This window comes from Moritella sp. F3 (genome assembly GCF_015082335.1).
Taxonomy (GTDB): Bacteria; Pseudomonadota; Gammaproteobacteria; order Enterobacterales; family Moritellaceae; genus Moritella.
The window spans coordinates 1-19,095 of the sequence record NZ_BLRL01000005.1; the positions used below are offsets into that span (position 1 = coordinate 1).

At 40.4% G+C, this 19,095-nt stretch carries 12 protein-coding genes; 8 read left to right on the plus strand and 4 right to left on the minus strand.

Annotation, left to right across the window (positions count from 1 at the left end):
- The first annotated feature begins 135 nt into the window (after positions 1 to 135).
- From topA to JFU56_RS10185, 8 genes are all read left to right on the plus strand, one after another.
- Positions 136 to 2,823: a type I DNA topoisomerase gene (gene topA, locus JFU56_RS10150; protein WP_198437175.1), complete on the plus strand. Its 2,688-nt coding sequence runs from the start codon at positions 136 to 138 to the stop codon at positions 2,821 to 2,823.
- A 754-nt stretch (positions 2,824 to 3,577) separates the two neighbouring features.
- The gene (locus tag JFU56_RS10155; protein ID WP_198437176.1) at positions 3,578 to 4,507 is read left to right on the plus strand and encodes a porin; all 930 of its coding nucleotides are present in this window, start codon (positions 3,578 to 3,580) and stop codon (positions 4,505 to 4,507) included.
- A gap of 279 nt (positions 4,508 to 4,786) precedes the next feature.
- On the plus strand, positions 4,787 to 7,144 hold the full coding sequence (locus JFU56_RS10160; RefSeq protein WP_198437177.1) for a mechanosensitive ion channel family protein: 2,358 nt from the start codon (positions 4,787 to 4,789) through the stop codon (positions 7,142 to 7,144).
- Between the two features lie 117 nt (positions 7,145 to 7,261).
- Positions 7,262 to 8,440, plus strand: a complete 1,179-nt coding sequence (locus tag JFU56_RS10165) for a glycosyltransferase family protein (protein ID WP_198437178.1) — start codon at positions 7,262 to 7,264, stop codon at positions 8,438 to 8,440.
- A gap of 42 nt (positions 8,441 to 8,482) precedes the next feature.
- Entirely contained in the window at positions 8,483 to 9,646 is a 1,164-nt protein-coding gene (locus tag JFU56_RS10170) for a glycosyltransferase family protein (protein WP_198437179.1), read from the plus strand.
- A gap of 125 nt (positions 9,647 to 9,771) precedes the next feature.
- Positions 9,772 to 11,001, plus strand: a complete 1,230-nt coding sequence (locus JFU56_RS10175) for a glycosyltransferase family 4 protein (RefSeq protein WP_198437180.1) — start codon at positions 9,772 to 9,774, stop codon at positions 10,999 to 11,001.
- Positions 10,994 to 12,307, plus strand: a complete 1,314-nt coding sequence (locus JFU56_RS10180; protein ID WP_242065940.1) for a glycosyltransferase family 4 protein — start codon at positions 10,994 to 10,996, stop codon at positions 12,305 to 12,307. Before JFU56_RS10175 ends, JFU56_RS10180 begins: the two co-directional genes overlap by 8 nt.
- Complete coding sequence (locus tag JFU56_RS10185) at positions 12,304 to 12,885, plus strand: histidine phosphatase family protein (RefSeq protein WP_198437181.1); 582 nt, start codon at positions 12,304 to 12,306, stop codon at positions 12,883 to 12,885. The genes JFU56_RS10180 and JFU56_RS10185 overlap by 4 nt, the downstream gene beginning before the upstream one ends.
- Positions 12,886 to 12,980: 95 nt before the next feature.
- Here JFU56_RS10185 and JFU56_RS10190 read toward each other — a convergent pair whose 3' ends face one another.
- From JFU56_RS10190 to fbp, 4 genes are all read right to left on the minus strand, one after another.
- Complete coding sequence (locus tag JFU56_RS10190; protein ID WP_198437182.1) at positions 12,981 to 14,426, minus strand: OmpP1/FadL family transporter; 1,446 nt, start codon at positions 14,424 to 14,426, stop codon at positions 12,981 to 12,983.
- A 371-nt stretch (positions 14,427 to 14,797) separates the two neighbouring features.
- On the minus strand, positions 14,798 to 16,090 hold the full coding sequence (locus tag JFU56_RS10195) for an OmpP1/FadL family transporter (RefSeq protein WP_198437183.1): 1,293 nt from the start codon (positions 16,088 to 16,090) through the stop codon (positions 14,798 to 14,800).
- A gap of 114 nt (positions 16,091 to 16,204) precedes the next feature.
- The gene (locus JFU56_RS10200; RefSeq protein ID WP_198437184.1) at positions 16,205 to 17,461 is read right to left on the minus strand and encodes an OmpP1/FadL family transporter; all 1,257 of its coding nucleotides are present in this window, start codon (positions 17,459 to 17,461) and stop codon (positions 16,205 to 16,207) included.
- 596 nt (positions 17,462 to 18,057) lie between these two features.
- Positions 18,058 to 19,071 (minus strand): class 1 fructose-bisphosphatase, encoded by a 1,014-nt coding sequence (fbp, locus tag JFU56_RS10205; protein WP_198437185.1) that lies wholly within the window; start codon positions 19,069 to 19,071, stop codon positions 18,058 to 18,060.
- Positions 19,072 to 19,095: the final 24 nt, after the last annotated feature.

A 19,095-nucleotide genomic window follows, 5' to 3' on the forward strand; every position in this document is an offset into this window, starting at 1 on the left:
CTATAAGTGTATTCAATGTATATATATAAATAGAACGCAGTTATTCAATATCACTTTTTGGTTATTATTAAGTGATTTGATATCAATAGCATTCATCAATTTCATATTATTCATAAATTAAAAGAATCCGTCTGTATGGGAAGATCTCTAGTAATTGTGGAATCGCCAGCAAAAGCGAAGACCATCAATAAATACCTTGGCAAAGACTACATTGTTAAATCAAGTGTTGGTCACGTGCGTGATTTACCGACCAGTGGTGGCGCAGCCAAAAAAAGAGCGGGTGCCCCGACTCTTGCTCAGCAAACTAAAGGCATGACGCCTGAAGCAAAAGCTGCATTTAAACAAAAACGTGACAAAAAAGCGTTATATTCTCGTATGGGCATCGATCCTGAAAATGACTGGGCAGCAACATATCAGATCTTGCCTGGTAAAGAGAAAGTCGTCGCAGAGTTACAACAATTAGCTGAAAAAGCAGACATTGTTTATCTCGCAACCGATTTAGACCGCGAGGGGGAAGCTATTGCATGGCACCTGCGGGAAATTATTGGTGGTGATGATTCTCGTTTTCAACGTGTTACGTTTAACGAAATTACGAAGACTGCGATCCAAGAAGCATTTGAACAACCATCAGAACTGAACATTGATTGTGTTAACGCACAACAAGCGCGTCGTTTCTTAGATCGTGTTGTTGGCTATATGGTATCACCGTTACTTTGGCAAAAGATCGCCCGCGGTTTATCAGCTGGACGTGTTCAGTCGGTAGCTGTGCGTTTAATCGTAGACAAAGAACGTGATATTAAAGCATTCATCCCAGAAGAGTTTTGGGACATAAATACCGACTTAGTCACTTCACTTGGTGAAGCATTACGTGTCGAAGCGGTTAAATATGCTGGTGAAGCTTTTAAACCTGTTAATGAAGCGCAAGCGACGAAAGCGGTTACTGACTTACAAAATGCCAGTTATTCGTTATTAAAACGTGATGACAGAGCAACGAGCAGTAAACCAAAAGCACCCTTTATTACGTCAACGCTACAGCAGGCTGCAAGTACGCGCCATAGCTATGGCGTTAAACGTACGATGGGCTTAGCGCAGCGTTTATATGAAGGTGGTTACATTACCTATATGCGTACCGACTCAACAAACTTGAGTAAAGATGCTGTAGAAAGTGCCCGCGGTCTCATTGAAACAAAATACGGTAAAGAGTATTTACCTGAAGAGCCGAATTTATACGGTTCTAAGAAAGGCGCGCAAGAAGCCCATGAAGCGATCCGACCTTCTGATGTCAACGTGATGTCAGGTGATTTACAAGGTATGGATGATGATGCGAAAAAATTATATGAATTAATTTGGCGTCAGTTTGTTGCTTGTCAAATGGTACCTGCGCAATACGATTCAACTAAATTGACGATTGCTGCTGGCGAGTATCAGCTTACCGCGAAGGGACGTACTATGCGTTTCCCTGGTTGGACTAAAGCACTGCCACCAATGAGCAAAAAGTCTGAAGATGAAAATAATCTTCCGGTACTTGAAGCGGGTGAAAAACTTGAGTTGATTGCGGTAGATCCATTACAGCATTTCACTAAGCCGCCTGCGCGTTTTAATGAAGCGTCGTTGGTTAAAGAATTAGAAAAACGTGGTATTGGTCGTCCGTCTACGTATGCGTCGATTATCACGACAATTCAAGATCGTGGTTATGTGAAATCTGAAAACCGTCGTTTCTTCGCTGAGAAAATGGGTGAGATCGTTACTGAACGTCTAACCGAAAGCTTTGAAGAGCTAATGAACTTCGATTTCACCGCGAGCATGGAGTCTCAACTTGATGGGGTTGCTGAAGGCAAGCTTAATTGGATTGATGTACTGAATGAATTCTTTGGTGACTTCAAAAAACAACTAATCACAGCGGGTGCTGAAGTAGCTGAAGGCGGTATGCGCTCTAACGAAATGGTTATCACGGATATTGAATGTCCGACATGCCAACGTGAGATGGGTATCCGTACCGCTACAACGGGTGTATTCCTAGGTTGTGTTGGTTATAACTTGCCACCAAAAGAACGTTGTAAGAAAACGATTAACTTGGTATCAGGTGAAGAAGCGATTGATCTGCTTAATGAGAATGCTGAAACTGAAGCGCTTATGGCAAAACGTCGCTGCCCTAAATGTAGCACTGCAATGGATAGCTACCTGATTGACGAAACACGTAAACTGCACGTTTGTGGTAATAACCCTGAATGTACTGGCTACGAAGTCGAGAAAGGTGAATTTAAGCTAAAAGGCTATGATGGCCCTGTCGTTGAATGTGACCGTTGTATGAATGATATGCAGCTTAAAAATGGCCGTTTCGGCAAATATATGGGCTGTACTAACGAAGAATGTAAGAATACGCGTAAGATCCTGAAAAGTGGTGAAGTTGCGCCGCCAAAAGAAGATCCTGTTTTCCTTCCTGAATTGGAATGTGAAAAATCGGATGCTTACTTTGTGCTACGCGACGGTGCTGCTGGTATCTTCTTAGCGGCGAATACCTTCCCTAAATCTCGTGAGACCCGTGCTCCCTTGATTGAAGAGTTAGTGCGCTTCAGAGACCGCATTTCAGAGAAGTTCTATTACTTAGCTGATGCGCCAGCGCAAGATCCTGCTGGTAACAAAGCGATTGTCCGTTTTAGCCGTAAAACCAAGGAACAATATGTGATGACCGAAGTGGAGAAGAAAGCTACGGGTTGGACAGCGCATTACATCAATGGCAAATGGGTTGAAGAAGAGAAGAAGAAAGTAGCTAAGAAAGCAGTTAAAAAAGTAGCGAAGAAAAAGCCTGCCACTGAAAAGTAGCTCGTTTATTTGATCCGCGTTTACGCTGTGTCGTCCTGACGATATAAGTTTATAAGATACCTCAGCTTGCTGGGGTATTTTTTTGCCTGAGAATAATGATATGTAGTAATGAGAGATTAGCGCCTTATTTTAAGTTTCGTGAGCAAAGTCTAAATATTGTCAGTATTACGCAACTTATATACATTAATAACAAACCTTGTTAAAAATTAATACTATTCTAATCTTAGTACTAGGCTATAACCCTAAATACATAGCTTAAATTACATTTAAATGAATTCAGTTTAAATTTGTTGGAACTTTTAGTTGTTTTGCGGTTCTTACTCATTAGAAAAACAAATATATGTGATCAACAGAGTAAATCTAAACTAGTGTCGCTGTAAGAAAATAGTCATAAATGCTGCTTTTTTAAACATTTAGTTTGCAATAAAACCTTTCAACAAGAGTTTAAACTCCTCATTGTCAAGCATTTTGTTCTTGTCATACCTTTTTATGTGCCCGTGATCTTATTTTTGATCTCTTCTTGATTTTCCTTATAGTTTTCATGAAATTATTATGACTATAATCTATACCAAGTTTTAAGCGTAGTTGTTAAACCTTTATTCATTTGAATTACTTCAGATGAAACCTTGGATTAACCATTACTTGTTAGAATACATTAACTCTTGGACTAACCAATCATTACCAGGTGGAATAATCTCAGCGAGATATTCAAGTAATGAATGAGTTAACTTATAAATCATAAAGGATTTCAAAAATGAAAAAGACTATTCTTGCTTCTGCAATCTTATTAGCTGGCGCTGCAAACGCTGCTGAAGTTTATAGCAACGATGACACAACTATCTCTCTAGGTGGTTCTTTCCGTGGTAACGTTGTTGTTAACAGTTCTGATGACGTTAAATTCCAAGATGCTGGTTCACGTTTCGATATTAAAGCAGTTAAAGATATTGAAGATGGTCTTAAAGCTTTCGGTCATTTAGAAGTTAAATATAGCGGTAGCACTGGCGATACGCTATATATGCAAAAAGCGATTGTTGGTTTAGAGCATGACGTATACGGTACTGCTACTCTAGGTAAACAAATGGGTCTGAATGATGACTTAGTAATGAACGATTTCTCTTACGAGAACGGTGTTTATAACGAAGATAATGCTTTATTTGGTTCTGATTCAGAAGACCAACTTAAATATGCTAAATCATTCGGCGGCGCATCTGTAGTTGTTTCATTAATGGACCAAGATACTTATGCTATCGGTGGTACTTATGAAGTTGCTGGCTTAACAGTTGGTGGTTCTTACAATATTGCTAATGACCGTACAGTTAATGCAGTTGTTGTAGATAACTCTACTTATATCGTAGGTGCTCAATACTCACTTGACGCATTAACGTTAGGTGTTCAATACCAATCAAGTGAAGTTGGTAGCGAAGATTTCTCTGCATATGGTCTAGGTGCTCATTACCAATTAGGTCAAGCTGGCGTATACGCTATGTATGATGTACTAGATGGTAAATTTGATGATTCAGTACTTAAAGGCGACGGTTCTATCATCGTTCTAGGTGCTGATTATGAACTTGTTAAAGACGTTAAAGCATACGTAGAATTCGATTCAAGTGATTTTGATGTAGATGGTTCTGCTTCATCTGACTCTGATGAAAAAGTTACAATCGGTGCTCGTGTATACTTCTAATCAACTCTGTTGATTCGTTGCTATAAACAACACTGATTATGAAACCGCACACTGTAAAGTGTGCGGTTTTTTTTTAAGTATAAATTGTACAACTGCTTAGCCGTCATCTCGATTTACAGTTGAGATATGTAATCCAATCTATTCGTTTCTGTTGATTGTATTCACCAAGATCGTCATTAAAAATTAATAATAGCTGTTTTTCGTTATATCATTCGTTCATAAACTTTTGATACTATAGTTATTCTTATCCTATTCTTATAAAAAATAATTGGTATTGCTATGCACAAGATTATTCGTTTAAGTGTCTCCAGCCGTATGGTTGCCACACTATTTATTGGCATGCTGTTGATGCTAAGTAATATTCCATTAGTGCATGCGAATGATGCCGTTTATTTATCACCAGACTATGCTGCTGAAAATAACTTACCAGTAAGCAATACTGTCGCGCAGGGCGCAGGTGATGAGCAACAATCAACAGCTCAACCTCCAGGTCGTAAGCGTGGTGGTCATGAAAATAGAATAACCGATGAAGAGCGAACCTGGCGTGTTTTAGGTTCTGGAAAACAATGGGGTAAAGATAAAGAATATCACTATAAAAATGATGATATGGCGCGTTTTATTTTCTTAATGGATGCAAAAGACCGTAAGAATAAGTTATTGGCTAGCTTGGCTTTGTGGCCCGATCATCAAGAAAAATTGATTAATAATCTGACCGACGGCCAAGGTGCTGCTCGTTTCTCATCTTTATTTACTATTTTTGTATTGATGCTGGTTTGTGGTTTTATTGTAGAGCGTATCGCCAGTCTTAAAATGGATTCTTTTTCTGAAGGTGTTGCTAAAGAAAAAGACAGTAGTTTCAAGGAGAACCTTGATTATTTATTAATGCGTGGTTTTTTCCAATATGTTGGTATCGCAATTTTTGCTTTAACAGCCGCGCTGATTGCTATTTATAACTACGCAGAAACAGACCCATTCCGACTACTCAGCCTGCATGCTTTAGGTTTAGTTGTAAAAATAAGATCGCTTACAGTGATATTAAGGCTGATCTTTGCACCCTATGCTCGCGGTAATCGACTATTTAAAATAGATTGTGAATCGGCAAGTCGCTTGTATTGGTCAAGCCTTGGCTTTATGGCTGTTTATCTTACTATTACTACGTTCTGGCGTATCTTAGTGGTGTTCTCATTAGATCCAATTCTATTTGCTCTGGTTATTCCTTCTACTGGTATGATCATGAATATACTATCTATTGCTTTCATTTGGTTTAATCGCAGAACGATTGAAGCAATGTTTGCAAGCGGTAAGCAAACTAGTTCAGCCTTTACACGATTCCTACGCCAAACATGGACTAGCGTATTTACTATTTGGCTATTCATTGCTTGGGTATTTTGGGCTACGTATGAATTTTTGGGTTATTACGAACAAGCAGATAACTTTACGCCTATTTGGTGGTTAACCTTTACCTATCCAATCTTAGACCGTTTTATTTTTGTGGCGCTTGGTCAGCTTAAGCGCATATCCTGGTTGCAGAGTCATTCGTTTGAACAACGTTGTGATAAGTTTATTAATCGTGTGATCATCGCTCTCCGCGTGATTTTTGCCGCTGTTATTTTTTATCACGTTGATGCTAGTTTTGATCATAACGCATGGGAAAAATTAGCGAATAGCTTTGGTAGCTTCATCCAAATGTTTGTGGATATCATCATCGTTATTATTGTCGCTTATGCTATTTGGGAAGTGATTCAATCTGCGATAGAACGCCATTTACCGGTTGAAATTGATGATAGTGGCACATCGACACTAGAAGGTGAAGGTGGCGGTGGCGGTGCATCGCGTTCGGAAACACTACTGCCACTCGTGCGCTCGTTTTTATTAGTCTTCTTGTTTTCGTGCGTAGTATTGATGATTTTAAGCATTCTAGGGGTGGAAATTGCACCATTACTTGCTGGTGCCGGTATTGTCGGTATTGCGGTCGGCTTCGGTGCTCAGAAACTGGTACAGGATGTTATTTCAGGTATTTTCTTTTTACTTGATGATGCATTTCGCCGTGGTGAGTACATTGAGGCTGCTGGATTACGTGGTACGGTTGAGCGTATTTCGATTCGTTCAATTACCTTACGCCATCACCTTGGTGCGATACAAACAATCCCCTTTAGTGAAATGGCGACCGTGAGTAACTTATCTCGAGATTGGATCACCAAGAAACTAGAGTTTAGATTAGATTACAGAACCGATGTTGAAAAGGTTCGTAAGTTAATAAAAAAAGTCGGTCAGAAAATGTTATTACATCCTGAATATGGGCAGCATTTCTTATTACCGCTAAAGTCACAAGGGGTAACGAGGGTTGAAGAGTCTGCGCTTATTTTCCGCATGAAGTTTACTTGTGTTCCTGGTGAGCAATGGGTTATTCGCCGTGAAGCATTTAGATTAGTGCAAGAATCACTAAAAGCAAATGGCATTGAGTTCGCGCATCGATCAGTCCATGTATTAACGCAACATGAAGAGTTAAATAAAGATAATATTCAGGCGAGTATTGAGAATAGTGCGGAAATGATTGAAAAAGTAGGTGCTGCAGCGGCATTAAGTGTGTCTGCAGATATTAAAAAGAACGATAGAATAGATTCGGATTATAACTAATTCGTAGTATATATTTAATGTTATTAATGGGTTGTTAAGTGAGCAGTACGCTATCTTGGACTGTTTTTTTTTGATAACCTGATTTGTCTTAGTTGTATTTAGTTAAAGAGAGTTCAAGTGCGCAGTAAATTAAATAATAGCCGTCTGCTTATCTATAGCCATGACTCTTTCGGTCTTGGGCATTTACGTCGCTGCAGAACTATCGCGCATGAGCTTGTTGACCGATACAAGGGCTTGTCGGTGCTTATTATTACGGGTTCGCCGATTATTGGCCGTTTTGATTTCAAAGCCCGTGTTGATTTTATTCGTATACCCGGTGTGATCAAACTGCATAATGGCGAATACACTTCACTCGGCTTACTTATCGATCTTGCTGATACATTGGCATTACGTGAATCAATTATTCTTAATACCTCAAAAGTATTCAAGCCGGACATTTTTCTTGTTGATAAAGAACCGGGTGGCTTAAAAGATGAAGTTATTAGTACCTTAGAATATTTTAAAGACACAGATACGCAGTGCATCCTCGGTCTACGTGATGTGATGGATTCGCCTGCGTTATTGAAGAAAGAGTGGCAGAAGAAAAATGTTATGCCGTTACTCGAGAATCTTTATGATGAACTGTGGGTTTATGGTCCATCTGAAGTGTCGAACCCATTAAAAGGGCTGGACATCAAACAAATGGTGACAGATAAGACCTTGTTTGGTGGTTATTTACCTCGACAGTTGCCGCAAAAAATAGATACCGATTCTATCAATTTCCCCGAGCGCCCTTATATTTTGGTTACCCCTGGTGGCGGCGGTGATGGTATCGAGATGATTGACTGGGTGCTCCGTGCTTATGAAAGTGATCCATCCTTGATGCCTGCTTTGTTTGTGCTTGGTCCTTTCATGCCAGCCACTGAACGTAATGAGTTTTTGCGCAGAGCTGAAGTACTTCCTCATGTTGATGCGCTGACATTTAGTAATCACCTTGAGCATTTAATGTTTGAGGCTGAAGCTGTGATCGCAATGGGCGGGTACAATACGTTTTGTGAGATCTTATCGTTTGATAAACCCGCAATGATACTGCCGCGTACACAACCACGTGAAGAACAGCTTATTCGCGCACGTAATGCAGCGTCGATAGGGTTATTATCTATGCTTGATTTAGATTCAGAACGCGCAACAGAAGTCATGGTTGACGGCATTTTAAAATTATTACAGCAGGATAAGCCGAGTAAACATAAACTCGATAAATTACTAAACGGTTTAGACTTTGTCGCTGATCGATTTGGTGAGCTAGTCGCAAAGTAATGTAGTCGTATTGTTTAAATTTATTTTTCGTAAGGACCAGATATGTCAGCACCGCGTATTATGTATTATGTGCAATATTTATTAGGTATTGGTCACGTTCGTAGGTCATCTCTTATTGTGCAAGCGCTTTGTGAGCAAGGCGCTCAGGTTGATGTTATTTTTGGTGGCATGCCAGTGCCGAGTATGTCTTTTGGTAATGCGACAATGCACCAGTTAATGGCTGTAAAGAGTGCTGATTCCGGTTTTAGTGGCTTAGCTAAAGCAGATGGCACACCAGTCAGTGATGATGATAAAAAACAGCGTACACAGGCTTTATTAGCGCTTTGTGAAACGCTCCAACCAGATTTAATTGTCACTGAAACATATCCATTTGGGCGCAGACAAATGCGCTTTGAATTGTTACCCCTGCTAGATTGGGCTAAATCGCAAGATAAGCCGCCAGTGCTTGTTTCATCTATCCGCGATATTTTACAGCGACGTTCAACGGTCAGAGAACAAGAATACGTTAATCTAGTTAAAACCTATTACCAGCATGTATTAGTACATGGTGATGAGCATTTTTATCCATTAGCAAGAAGTTTCCCTGTTGCTGATATGATTGCTGATAAAATCAGTTATTCTGGCTATGTGTGCCCGACATTGGTTAATCAACCTAATTCACCTAAAACAAGGGATACGATAGTGGTATCCGTGGGCGGCGGTAGTATTGGCAAAGATATTTTAGTTGCGGTGATGGCGCTGTATAACAGTGGATTTGCAGCGGATAAAAAGTGGTTACTGATCACTGGGCCAAATATGGACTGCGCTGATAAAGCGTATTTCCAAGCGCAGCAGCAGTCAAATTTACAAGTGGTCGATCTTGCTGATGACTTTTTAAGTGAGCTCAGTAATGCTTACGTGTCAATTTCCAGAGCCGGTTATAACACTGTAATGGATTTATTATTAACAGGCGTTCCCGCTGTCGTGATCCCGTTTGAAGGGGAGGGCGAGACTGAGCAGTTAGCGCGAAGTGAAGTACTGGCTGAAGCGAAAGTGCTGCAGTTCGTCAAGAATGATGAGTTGAGTGTCGACACATTAAAAGCGGCGATTAACAATGCAATTAACAGCACTGCTGAAACGGTTAATATCGATAATCAAGGCGCACCACAAAGCGCTAAATTACTTATTGAGTGGGCTATTGAAAAAGGTGCAACTGCGAAGTATTAGTTTGCTTAGTCTATGGCTAGATAAGTGCTAAATAAGCGCTAAACCAATACACTATGTGTTATTCCCCTACATTGCAGTGTATCTCTTGTTAATGTTTTAATTATAAAAGTTTAAGGTAGTCTGTAGTGAAGAAAATTGCATTAGTACTTAAAGGCTATCCACGCCTGTCTGAAACCTTTATTGCGCAAGAAATTCGTGCGCTAGAACTACGCGGTTTCGATATTACCTTAGTTTCGTTACGTCATCCGACTGATACCAGTACTCACCCGATCCATCAACAAATAGAAGCGGACGTACTGTATTTACCTGAGTATTTGCATGATGAACCATTACGGGTTTTAAAAGCATTTTGGAAGTTGGGGACTCAATTCTCACTGGTTAAAGTATTTAAGCAATTTTTCCGTGATTTAAAACGTGATACTAGCCGTGGCCGCGTTCGTCGCTTTGGTCAAAGCTTAGTATTAGCCGCAGAAATGCCTGAGGGAGTTGAACAAATGTATGCACACTTTCTGCATACGCCAGCGTCAGTAACTCGTTATGCGGCATTGGTAAATGACTTACCTTGGTCTTGTTCTGCGCACGCTAAAGATATTTGGACAACTGAGCAATGGGATTTATCAGAAAAGCTTGAAGAATTAGAATGGCTATCGACTTGTACAGCCGCCAATCATGATTACTTACAATCTCTCGCTAAAGACCCAAGCAAGGTACATTTGGTTTATCACGGTTTAGACTTCACACGCTTTCAACATGTAGATCGCGTTTCTCGTGCTGATGTGAATGGTAGCTCTGCGGATAACCCGGTAAAAATTATCAGTGTTGGTCGTGCGGTACCGAAGAAAGGCTATGATGACTTATTGAATGCGCTGGCGAAATTGCCAAAAGATCTACACTGGCAGTTAACCCATATTGGCGGCGGCGGTATTTTGAAAGCGTTACGCCAGCAGGCTAAAGAGCTTGGTATTGAGCAGCACATTGAATGGCAAGGCGCACAACCACAATTAGCCGTGCTTGAAGCATATCGTGAAAGTGATTTGTTTGTACTAGCAAGTAAGATTGTTGCTGATGGCGATAGAGACGGTATGCCGAATGTATTGATGGAAGCACAAAGCCAGTCAGTATGTTGCTTGGCAACGGATATTTCTGGTATCCCAGAGCTGATTGACAGTGGTGAAAATGGCGTATTAGTCGAGTCTAATCATGTGGCACAGCTAACGGAAGCATTAGCCGATTTACTCCGTGATGGTGATAAGCGTGAACGTTTAGGTGTAGAAGGGCAAAAGCAGCTGCACCGACGTTTTGATGTCAAAATTGGCATCGACCAGTTAGAAAAGCTGTTTGATAATCGTGGCTAATACGGCTGCTAGAGCAGGTCTTAATAGAAGAGTAAAAATAGGCGTCGCATTTTATGCGCCGCTTAAGTCACCCTCACACCCAAACCCATCGGGTGATCGTAAAATCGCCCGATTATTTATCCGCGCACTAGAGCAAGCTGGTTATCATGTTGAACTGGCGAGTCAGTTACGTTCTTTTGATAAAGCTGGCGATGTCCTGCGTCAACAGCGACTCATTGACCTTGCTAAGAAAGAAGCAGGCAGGATCATGCGACGCTGGCACCAGCAAAGCTTTACGCCGCAAGCTTGGTTTACCTACCACTTATATTATAAAGCGCCAGATCTCATTGGCCCCATTATTTGTCAAAGCCTCAATATTCCATACATAGTGGCAGAGGCGTCATGGGCCGAGAAACGAGCTGTTGGCGGTTGGGCGTTGTATCATCAGCAAGTCGCTACGGGGTTGAAGCTCGCGAGTAAGGTTGTGTGTATTAATCCAAGGGATAAAATTGCGCTGACTGATTTCTATGATGATTTCTTTCCCAAGACTTATGCCGCTAGTTATACCGGCAGCTTGGTAAAATCGAACTCTCCCCTAGTATCTCTAAATGCTTTTATTGACGATCTACCTGTTCGTCACAGCAGTATTAGTCACAGCTGTATTCCTCATAAAACTACAGCGATGAACAAAGTCGTGCCAGGTTGTGTCACAAGGCAAGATTTGGCTGATTTGTACGGTTTGGACATCAACTTACCTTGGCTTATCACTATCGCGATGATGCGCAGTGGAGATAAATTCTCTTCCTATCAACAACTTAGTACCGTCGTTGATTTGTTACAGCAGCCTTATCAATTATTAATTATTGGTGAAGGTGTAATGCAACCTGAAGTGCAGGCTCTTTTCACACAACATAAGCAAGTGAAGTTTGCTGGCGCTGTTGAAAATAGTCAAATAAGACAATTATTACCACATTTCGAATTATTAGTTTGGCCAGCGATAAATGAAGCCCTTGGCATGATCTTTCTAGAAGCTCAGCAAGCGGGCGTAGCCGTTGTTGCTGGCGATCAAGGTGGCGTTAGCTCAATTGTAAGTAATAATGTCACAGGCATTCTTGTCGACGCATATGACGCGAGTGCCTTGTCATTAGCGGTTGATAATTTGTTGACTGATCCTGCGCAATTAAATGCAATGAAACAAGCTGCAATTCAGTATGTTGCCTTACATCATTCTATCGACGCCAGCGCGTTACAGCTTAAGTTGGTGATTGAGGAAGCTATCTATGAAGCTATCGAGAGTACAGACCTAAAGGATAATACACCGTCATGATCCACGTTTATTTTATCCGCCATGGTCAAACGCAATGGAATGTTGAAAAACGTTTGCAAGGTCGTACTGATATTCCACTAAATGAAATCGGAAGATTACAAATAGCTGCTTACCAGTTACCTGATCTATTACAGTCTATCACTTGGTTTAGTAGCCCATTATTAAGAGCTCAACAAACGGCTGAATTACTTGGCGTTGATGTTCATACTGAAGCGGCGTTGATTGAAATGAGTTGGGGGGATTGGGAGGGGAAAACATTGACCCAATTAAGGCAGAAAGATCCAATATATGTTGCTGAACAAGAGTCTTTGGGGTTAGATTTACGGCCTGTTACTGGTGAGTCTCCTCGTTTAGTTGCTGAGCGGGTTAGTGATTGGATTGATACCTTGGATGTTGCGAATGTAGAGCGGCGAATTGGCTGTGTTAGTCATAAAGGTATTATTCGCGCTATTTATGCCAGTGCAGCTAATTGGAATATGTTAGGTAAGCCCCCGCATAAACTCGACTTTCATTGTGCCCAGCACTTTTGTTTTGATCGCGGATGTTGGTCTATTGGTGAGCTTAACATTCCGTTGTAAGTGGATATTTTCGAATTAGCACTTACTCTACAGGTAAGAGCTAATTCGTTATTATTTTTATGGATAGTTCGTTATCTTATAAGCTCAAAGCAGTCTTAGAAAACTAGATTCATTTGTGCAGATCCAACAATCGCTTCGGCTTTATTGGTAAACGCATATGTTAAACCGGTATTGCTATCTGTTTCTTCAAATGACGTTTCTTCACCAACAATATAGGCAGCGGCTAGATCAATAGAAAGTGTTTTACTTATATTAAATGTTAGACCTGCTGTATACCACTGGCGTTCTGAATCTGGAATACTGATCGTAGTATCACCAGCACTTTCATCTAACGCGTAACCTGCGCGTAAGATAACTTTACTGCCTAAGTAGTATGATAAGCCTGCTGAATAACGAATGTTGTCCTCATAGTTGTAGCCTTTTTCGAATAAAACAGAATGGTCTTCACTCGCAATACCTTTTAGGCCTTCAAAGCTGCTCCATTCTGTCCAGACCACACCGTATTGCAGTGCAACATCCCCAAAACGATGGAAACCACCGAGTTCAGCTATAGCGGGTAATGATAAATCTAATGAACCAGTGCCAGTATTCATTGTTAAGCCGTCATCTGATCTTTTTGAATAATCCCCTTCAAAGGTAAGTTCTACTTCTGAGCGGTAGCTTACGCCAATTTTATGGTTAGCATTGAGATCAAGTAAAACACCAGCATTCCAGCCAAATCCAATGTCATCACCTTCCAATGTAAAAGCTGTTTCACCACGAGCCATACCAGCTAATGAACCGGCTATCTGAGGGTTAGAAACATAGCTATCAGCAGCTGTGTACGGATCTGGAGATGTACTCGCTGCGGTTAAAACAGTCGTAAGTGCAGTTCCTGCCGCTGCATCCCCTAAATTTCGTTCTAGTTCTGCGCTACCATATACAATTTGAGCCCCGACACCAAGGCGTAATTTAGAACCGACTTTAAATGCTAAACTTGGGTTTAAATTGAAGGTTGTTAGTTTTGTTGAACCGCCAAGTAAGCCTGCTGCATAATTATCAGGAAATTCAGTGTTGGTACCGTAGTTAGTGTAACCAGCTAAACCAATTGCGAGCTTACTGCTGACTGGGATGACGGCATAAACAGATGGGATCGTTGAGGTGTTTACTGAATTTTCAACATTGTAATCAGACTTAGTTGGCACAGCGAAGTCATCTTGGATTAGTTGATTTAAAGCGGTATAACTTCCTGCAAGTGGGGCATTATCACCCGTTGTCTCTACAGTTGGTTCTACATAAGCACCACCAAACGAAAAGGCAAACTTGTCAAACGATGCTGCGGCAGCTGGATTAGTTGCTATTACTGCAGCATTATCAGTGTTAGCTGCAAAGCCTGCGTTCGCATTACCGAGTGCCGATGCAGATTGCACATTAACTTGGAATCCGGCAGCGGATACTTGCGCACTGGCCATAACTGTTGCTGTTACCATTGCTTTAATTATTGCTGTCGACATGACATTTTTTTTGAATACTTTTTGTTTGAACGAATAGGTTTTTTTCATGACTAATCCCTGTCTTATATAAATAATGTAGAAGTAAATACATCCATGTTAATTACTGTGTTACTCGAACGCGTAGTACACGCTGCTACCTGAGTTAGATTTATTACAGGGCTATTATAGGGATTTAATGACATGTTTATGTGAGGACAAGAGATTTGTAATTAGTAACGCCATTCAAATTTGAATGAGTGTTTGAAGTTAGTATTTACTATTGGCTAGCGACTTAGTTTTAAGTTGTTTTTAAGTACTAATACAATCTAATGTGTTTTAGTGATAATAGTATTAACTGTATTTTAAGACCCAATCAGTTAGGGTTTAAACTCTAACTGATTGGGTCTGCTTATTTATAAGCCCGGTTATGAGTAGTCTAATCAGTTAATTAATTGATAATTAAGCTGTAAGCCAAGCATAGTGCTATCACCTTCAGCGCTGATGCTAAACGAGTCTAGAGCAACCGTATTCTCAATGCGGGTCGTTGCATATCTCGCATACGTCAAACCCATATCAAAACTTAATGAGCGACTTGCGAAATAGGTTAGCCCTACACTGAAACTACTTCTTTCATCGAAGGGGATGGCGAAGGTTGCGCTTTCAGTGGATTTTTCAGTTGACGCACCACTGCGTAGTAAGATGACATCGTTTAATTTGTAGCTGACTGCAAATGCAATTTTCCAGCTATCAGTTGCATTTACTGATTCAGTTAAACATTGTCCTTGGGATAAGTTAAAGTCTTGGTTAGCGGGGCAGTCAGGATGTGCGACCGATATGGTATCTAGGTTTTCCCAGCCATACCAAGCGAGTGAATACTGTATTGCTAATCGAGGGTCAAGTTGGTGGAAGCCTGATAGGGTTGTTTCACTTGGTATGGCCATCGAGAGTGTGGTGGAATCTTGAAATAAGAGGTCATTATTATCTGCCAGTGTCGTGAAATCACCTTCGGTTTCAATATCTGTTGCTGAGCGATAAGATAACCCAAATTGATGGCGTTTATTTATTTTGTATAACACGCCAATATTATATCTAAAGTCTAGTCCTGTGCCTTGGAAGTCTTGATATATTTGGCTCGGATTAGCTGGATTTTGTGCACCGTAATTTGTTGCTAGCTTATAATTACCATGGATAGCGCTAACACCAGCACCGAGATACAGCTTGTTTGTCAGCTTGACTGCGATATTAGGGTTTATCTCATAGGTGAATAAAGAACGTTGTCCTGTGATGGTTCCTGCTGGGTATCGCGTATCATAGTTATTACGCACGTTGTAATTGGAAAATGTAGCAAAACCAAACGACCATTTATCATTGATTGGAAAAGCGAAATAGGCTGATGGTACAACGTAATTGTCACTAATGCCTTGTTGATCTAACGCTGCGGGCTCACCATTTGAATAGCTCTCACCTTCGATGTCTTTCTCTGATGTAACAAAAATAGCGGCAATCGCGATACTGGGATGTTCAAATGCAGCTGTAATGGCTGGATTAACGGCGATATTTGCGAGATTACTGGTATCTGCAGCAGCCCCGGCACCTGCGGTACCCAGTTCGATAGCGGAGGTTGTTGAGGATTGATAACTTGCTGCGTTCGTTAAAGGGCTGTAATAGGTGATGAGGCTTAAGATTGCACTTAGATAAACGATTGACGAATCAAGGCTACAACTTTTACTCATAATTATTCCCTTAAAATAATGCTTTATTTTAAGGTTAGTAGAAAATAAAAATAGCGCCTTAAGGCGCTATTTTATTTACTGTATTTAGATATTTATATGACTATCTAAGCAGTATTAGAAACGGTAGTTTGCTTGAGCTGAAGCAATGATTGCATCACCAGAAGATTTAAAGCCGTATGTAATATCTGGCGTTGGGCTAGTCCCTGGCTTAGTTGTTTCTGTAAATTCAACGGATTCAACATCTATGTATGCAACAGCAAAATCAACGCTCAAGTTGTTGCTTACAGTGTAAGTCACACCAGCGGTATACCATAAACGGTCTGATTCAGGAATACTAAGCGTTGTTTCGCCTGCTGATTCATCTAGAGCGAAACCTGCACGTAGTACAACTTTATCTATTGTGTATTCTGCGCCAACTGAATAGCGCATATTGTCATCAAAACTTTCTTCTTTTAGGAAACATTCGCCAGCGAGGCAAGATGAACTTGTTGCTTTAAGTTCTTCAAATTTACTCCACTGTGTCCAAAGCACACTGTATGATACGGCAAATGATTCTGTTAATGCATGATATCCAGAGAATTCGGCTGTTGCTGGTAACGGAAGGTCAAGTGTCGCACTTACCTTTTTATCATTACTTGTAGCACCTGTAAAGTCGCCTTCAAAATCAAGATCAACCTGAGATCGATAAGCTAGACCAATGCGATTGTTTTCATTAATTTCATACAATGCGCCAGTATTCCAACCAAGAGCCCATGCATCACCTTCTAAGAGAAAAAGAGATCTACTTGGATCTGCATCTAGATCACCGTAGTTACGTTCAACTGTTGCTGAACCGTAAACAACGCTTATGCCTAACCCTAGGCTAAGCTTATCCGTTGCTTTGAAAGATACACTTGGGTTGATGTTTAAAGTCAATAGATCAGTTGTTCCGCCAGCTGCTCCTGCAGCATAATCGTCTTCAAACTCAGTTGTTACACCATAAGTCGAGAATAGACCAACGCCAACTGCAAATTTATCATTGATTGGCTGAATAAAATAAGCTGCCGGAACAAAAGCACTATGTACGATATCATCAGAATCTAAACTGCTTATATCTCTACCACCACCTAATACTGAATCTGTGGTACCTGTAATATCAACATTTGGTTCAACATAAGAGCCGACAATTGATAACTCAGCTTGTTTAAAGCGTGACATTGCTGCCGGGTTACGTGCTAGAACAGATGCATTATCAGCAACGGCTGCTTCACCAGCAAAAGCTCGTCCAAGACCAGATGCTGAATGTTCGCTCACTTGGAAACCTGCAGCAGAAGATTGTGCAGTTACCAGCAGTAGGGCTGTAGCAAGCGTTGTTTTTTGAAATTTAGACATAGTTAATTACTCATTTTTATAAGTTTTATTTTGTGTAACTCGCTACTGATATTGCTTACTAATAGAAAACAAAGTTCCTTTTGTTTACCTCTAAAGTAATCAGGTCAGACCAGTAGTTGCTAGTATGAGTAAATAGTAACTGCTTGTTCATGCTTTGTAATTAAGAAAAATCACAAGGTGTACTGTTTGATTATTAAGACTTGACGTTTCTAGTTAAAAATAGTTGGAGGTTGTTTTTTATTTAAGGTGTTGAAATAAAATGATTTATTTGAGCGTACACGTGTTGTTATTAAATTGTTATCGGAATAAAATTAATTAGAGTAGTTATTCTTATCTTGATCCTGTCAAAGATAATGTTCAAAAGTGTGATCTTGATCAAACTACCGTGTCAATGTTTTTTGAGACTATTTATTGGTAAGTGTCACGTCTGTCACGTTTTACTATCTTGTTGTTTATAATACACACAAATCCTTATAACGAAAAAAGCCACGTCATCTTCTCAATAGAGGATGACGTGGCTTAGGTATAACTAATGTATTACTTAAAAAGTAACTTTAAAGGAGCCGCATTAAGCTTCTTCTTTTCTATTTATCGTACTACTTATCTTTGTACTCAGCCATAAACTGATGTGCTGTATCCATCATATCTACAGAACCAGTGAAGAAAGGTACACGTTGGTGTAACTCTGTTGGTTTTAGATCTAGAATTGGAGTGTAACCGTCTGTCGCTAATGCACCAGCTTGTTCAGCAAGGAAAGCCATAGGATTGCACTCGTATAATAAGCGTAGTTTACCCGTTGGTGCTTGCGCTGTTTGTGGGTAAATGTAGATGCCACCTTTAAGTAGGTTACGATGGAAGTCAGAAACCAAAGAACCGATATAACGAGATGTGTAAGGACGGTTCGTTGTGTCATCTTCTTCTTGGCAATACTTAATGTACTTTTTAACACCCATTGGGAATTTGCTGTAGTTACCTTCATTAATCGAGTAGATTTTTCCTGATTTAGGGAAAGTCATTGCTTCGTGAGATAAGCAGAACACACCGATTGATGGATCGTAAGTGAAACCATGAACGCCATTACCGGTTGTAAATACCAGCATAGTAGATGAACCATATACAACATAACCAGCAGCGACTTGTTTACGGCCAACTTGTAAGAAGTCATCCATTGATACAGGACCGCCAACTGGAGAGATGCGGCGGTAGATAGAGAAAATTGTACCTACGGAAACATTTACATCGATGTTTGATGAACCATCTAGCGGATCCATTAATACAACGTAGTTAGCGTTACGGCTGTTTTGATTGTCGAAAAATACATAGTGATCTTCTTCTTCAGAAGCAATACCACAAACTTCACCACGTGCGATCAAAGCATTTTTAAATACTTCGTTGGCATACATATCGAGTTTTTGCTGTTCTTCGCCTTGGATGTTTTCAATGCCACTTGCACCGGTAATATCAACTAGACCAGCTTTGTTGATTTCACGGTTTACAATTTTAGCAGCAAGTTTGATTGAACTTAATAATGCTGTTAATTCACCTTTAGCATGCGGAAAATCAGTTTGATTCTCAACGATGAACTCACCAAGTGTTTTATGTATAGACATTCCAATTCCCTAATAAAGCAATAA

What these genes read in the sequence shown, in the direction of transcription:
- topA (WP_198437175.1), top strand. Translation starts at nt 136, where the DNA reads ATGGGAAGATCTCTAGTAATTGTGGAATCGCCAGCAAAAGCGAAGACC.
- JFU56_RS10155 (WP_198437176.1), top strand. Translation starts at nt 3,578, where the DNA reads ATGAAAAAGACTATTCTTGCTTCTGCAATCTTATTAGCTGGCGCTGCA.
- JFU56_RS10160 (WP_198437177.1), top strand. Translation starts at nt 4,787, where the DNA reads ATGCACAAGATTATTCGTTTAAGTGTCTCCAGCCGTATGGTTGCCACA.
- JFU56_RS10170 (WP_198437179.1), top strand. Translation starts at nt 8,483, where the DNA reads ATGTCAGCACCGCGTATTATGTATTATGTGCAATATTTATTAGGTATT.
- JFU56_RS10185 (WP_198437181.1), top strand. Translation starts at nt 12,304, where the DNA reads ATGATCCACGTTTATTTTATCCGCCATGGTCAAACGCAATGGAATGTT.
- JFU56_RS10190 (WP_198437182.1), bottom strand. Translation starts at nt 14,426, where the DNA reads ATGAAAAAAACCTATTCGTTCAAACAAAAAGTATTCAAAAAAAATGTC.
- JFU56_RS10195 (WP_198437183.1), bottom strand. Translation starts at nt 16,090, where the DNA reads ATGAGTAAAAGTTGTAGCCTTGATTCGTCAATCGTTTATCTAAGTGCA.
- JFU56_RS10200 (WP_198437184.1), bottom strand. Translation starts at nt 17,461, where the DNA reads ATGTCTAAATTTCAAAAAACAACGCTTGCTACAGCCCTACTGCTGGTA.
- fbp (WP_198437185.1), bottom strand. Translation starts at nt 19,071, where the DNA reads ATGTCTATACATAAAACACTTGGTGAGTTCATCGTTGAGAATCAAACT.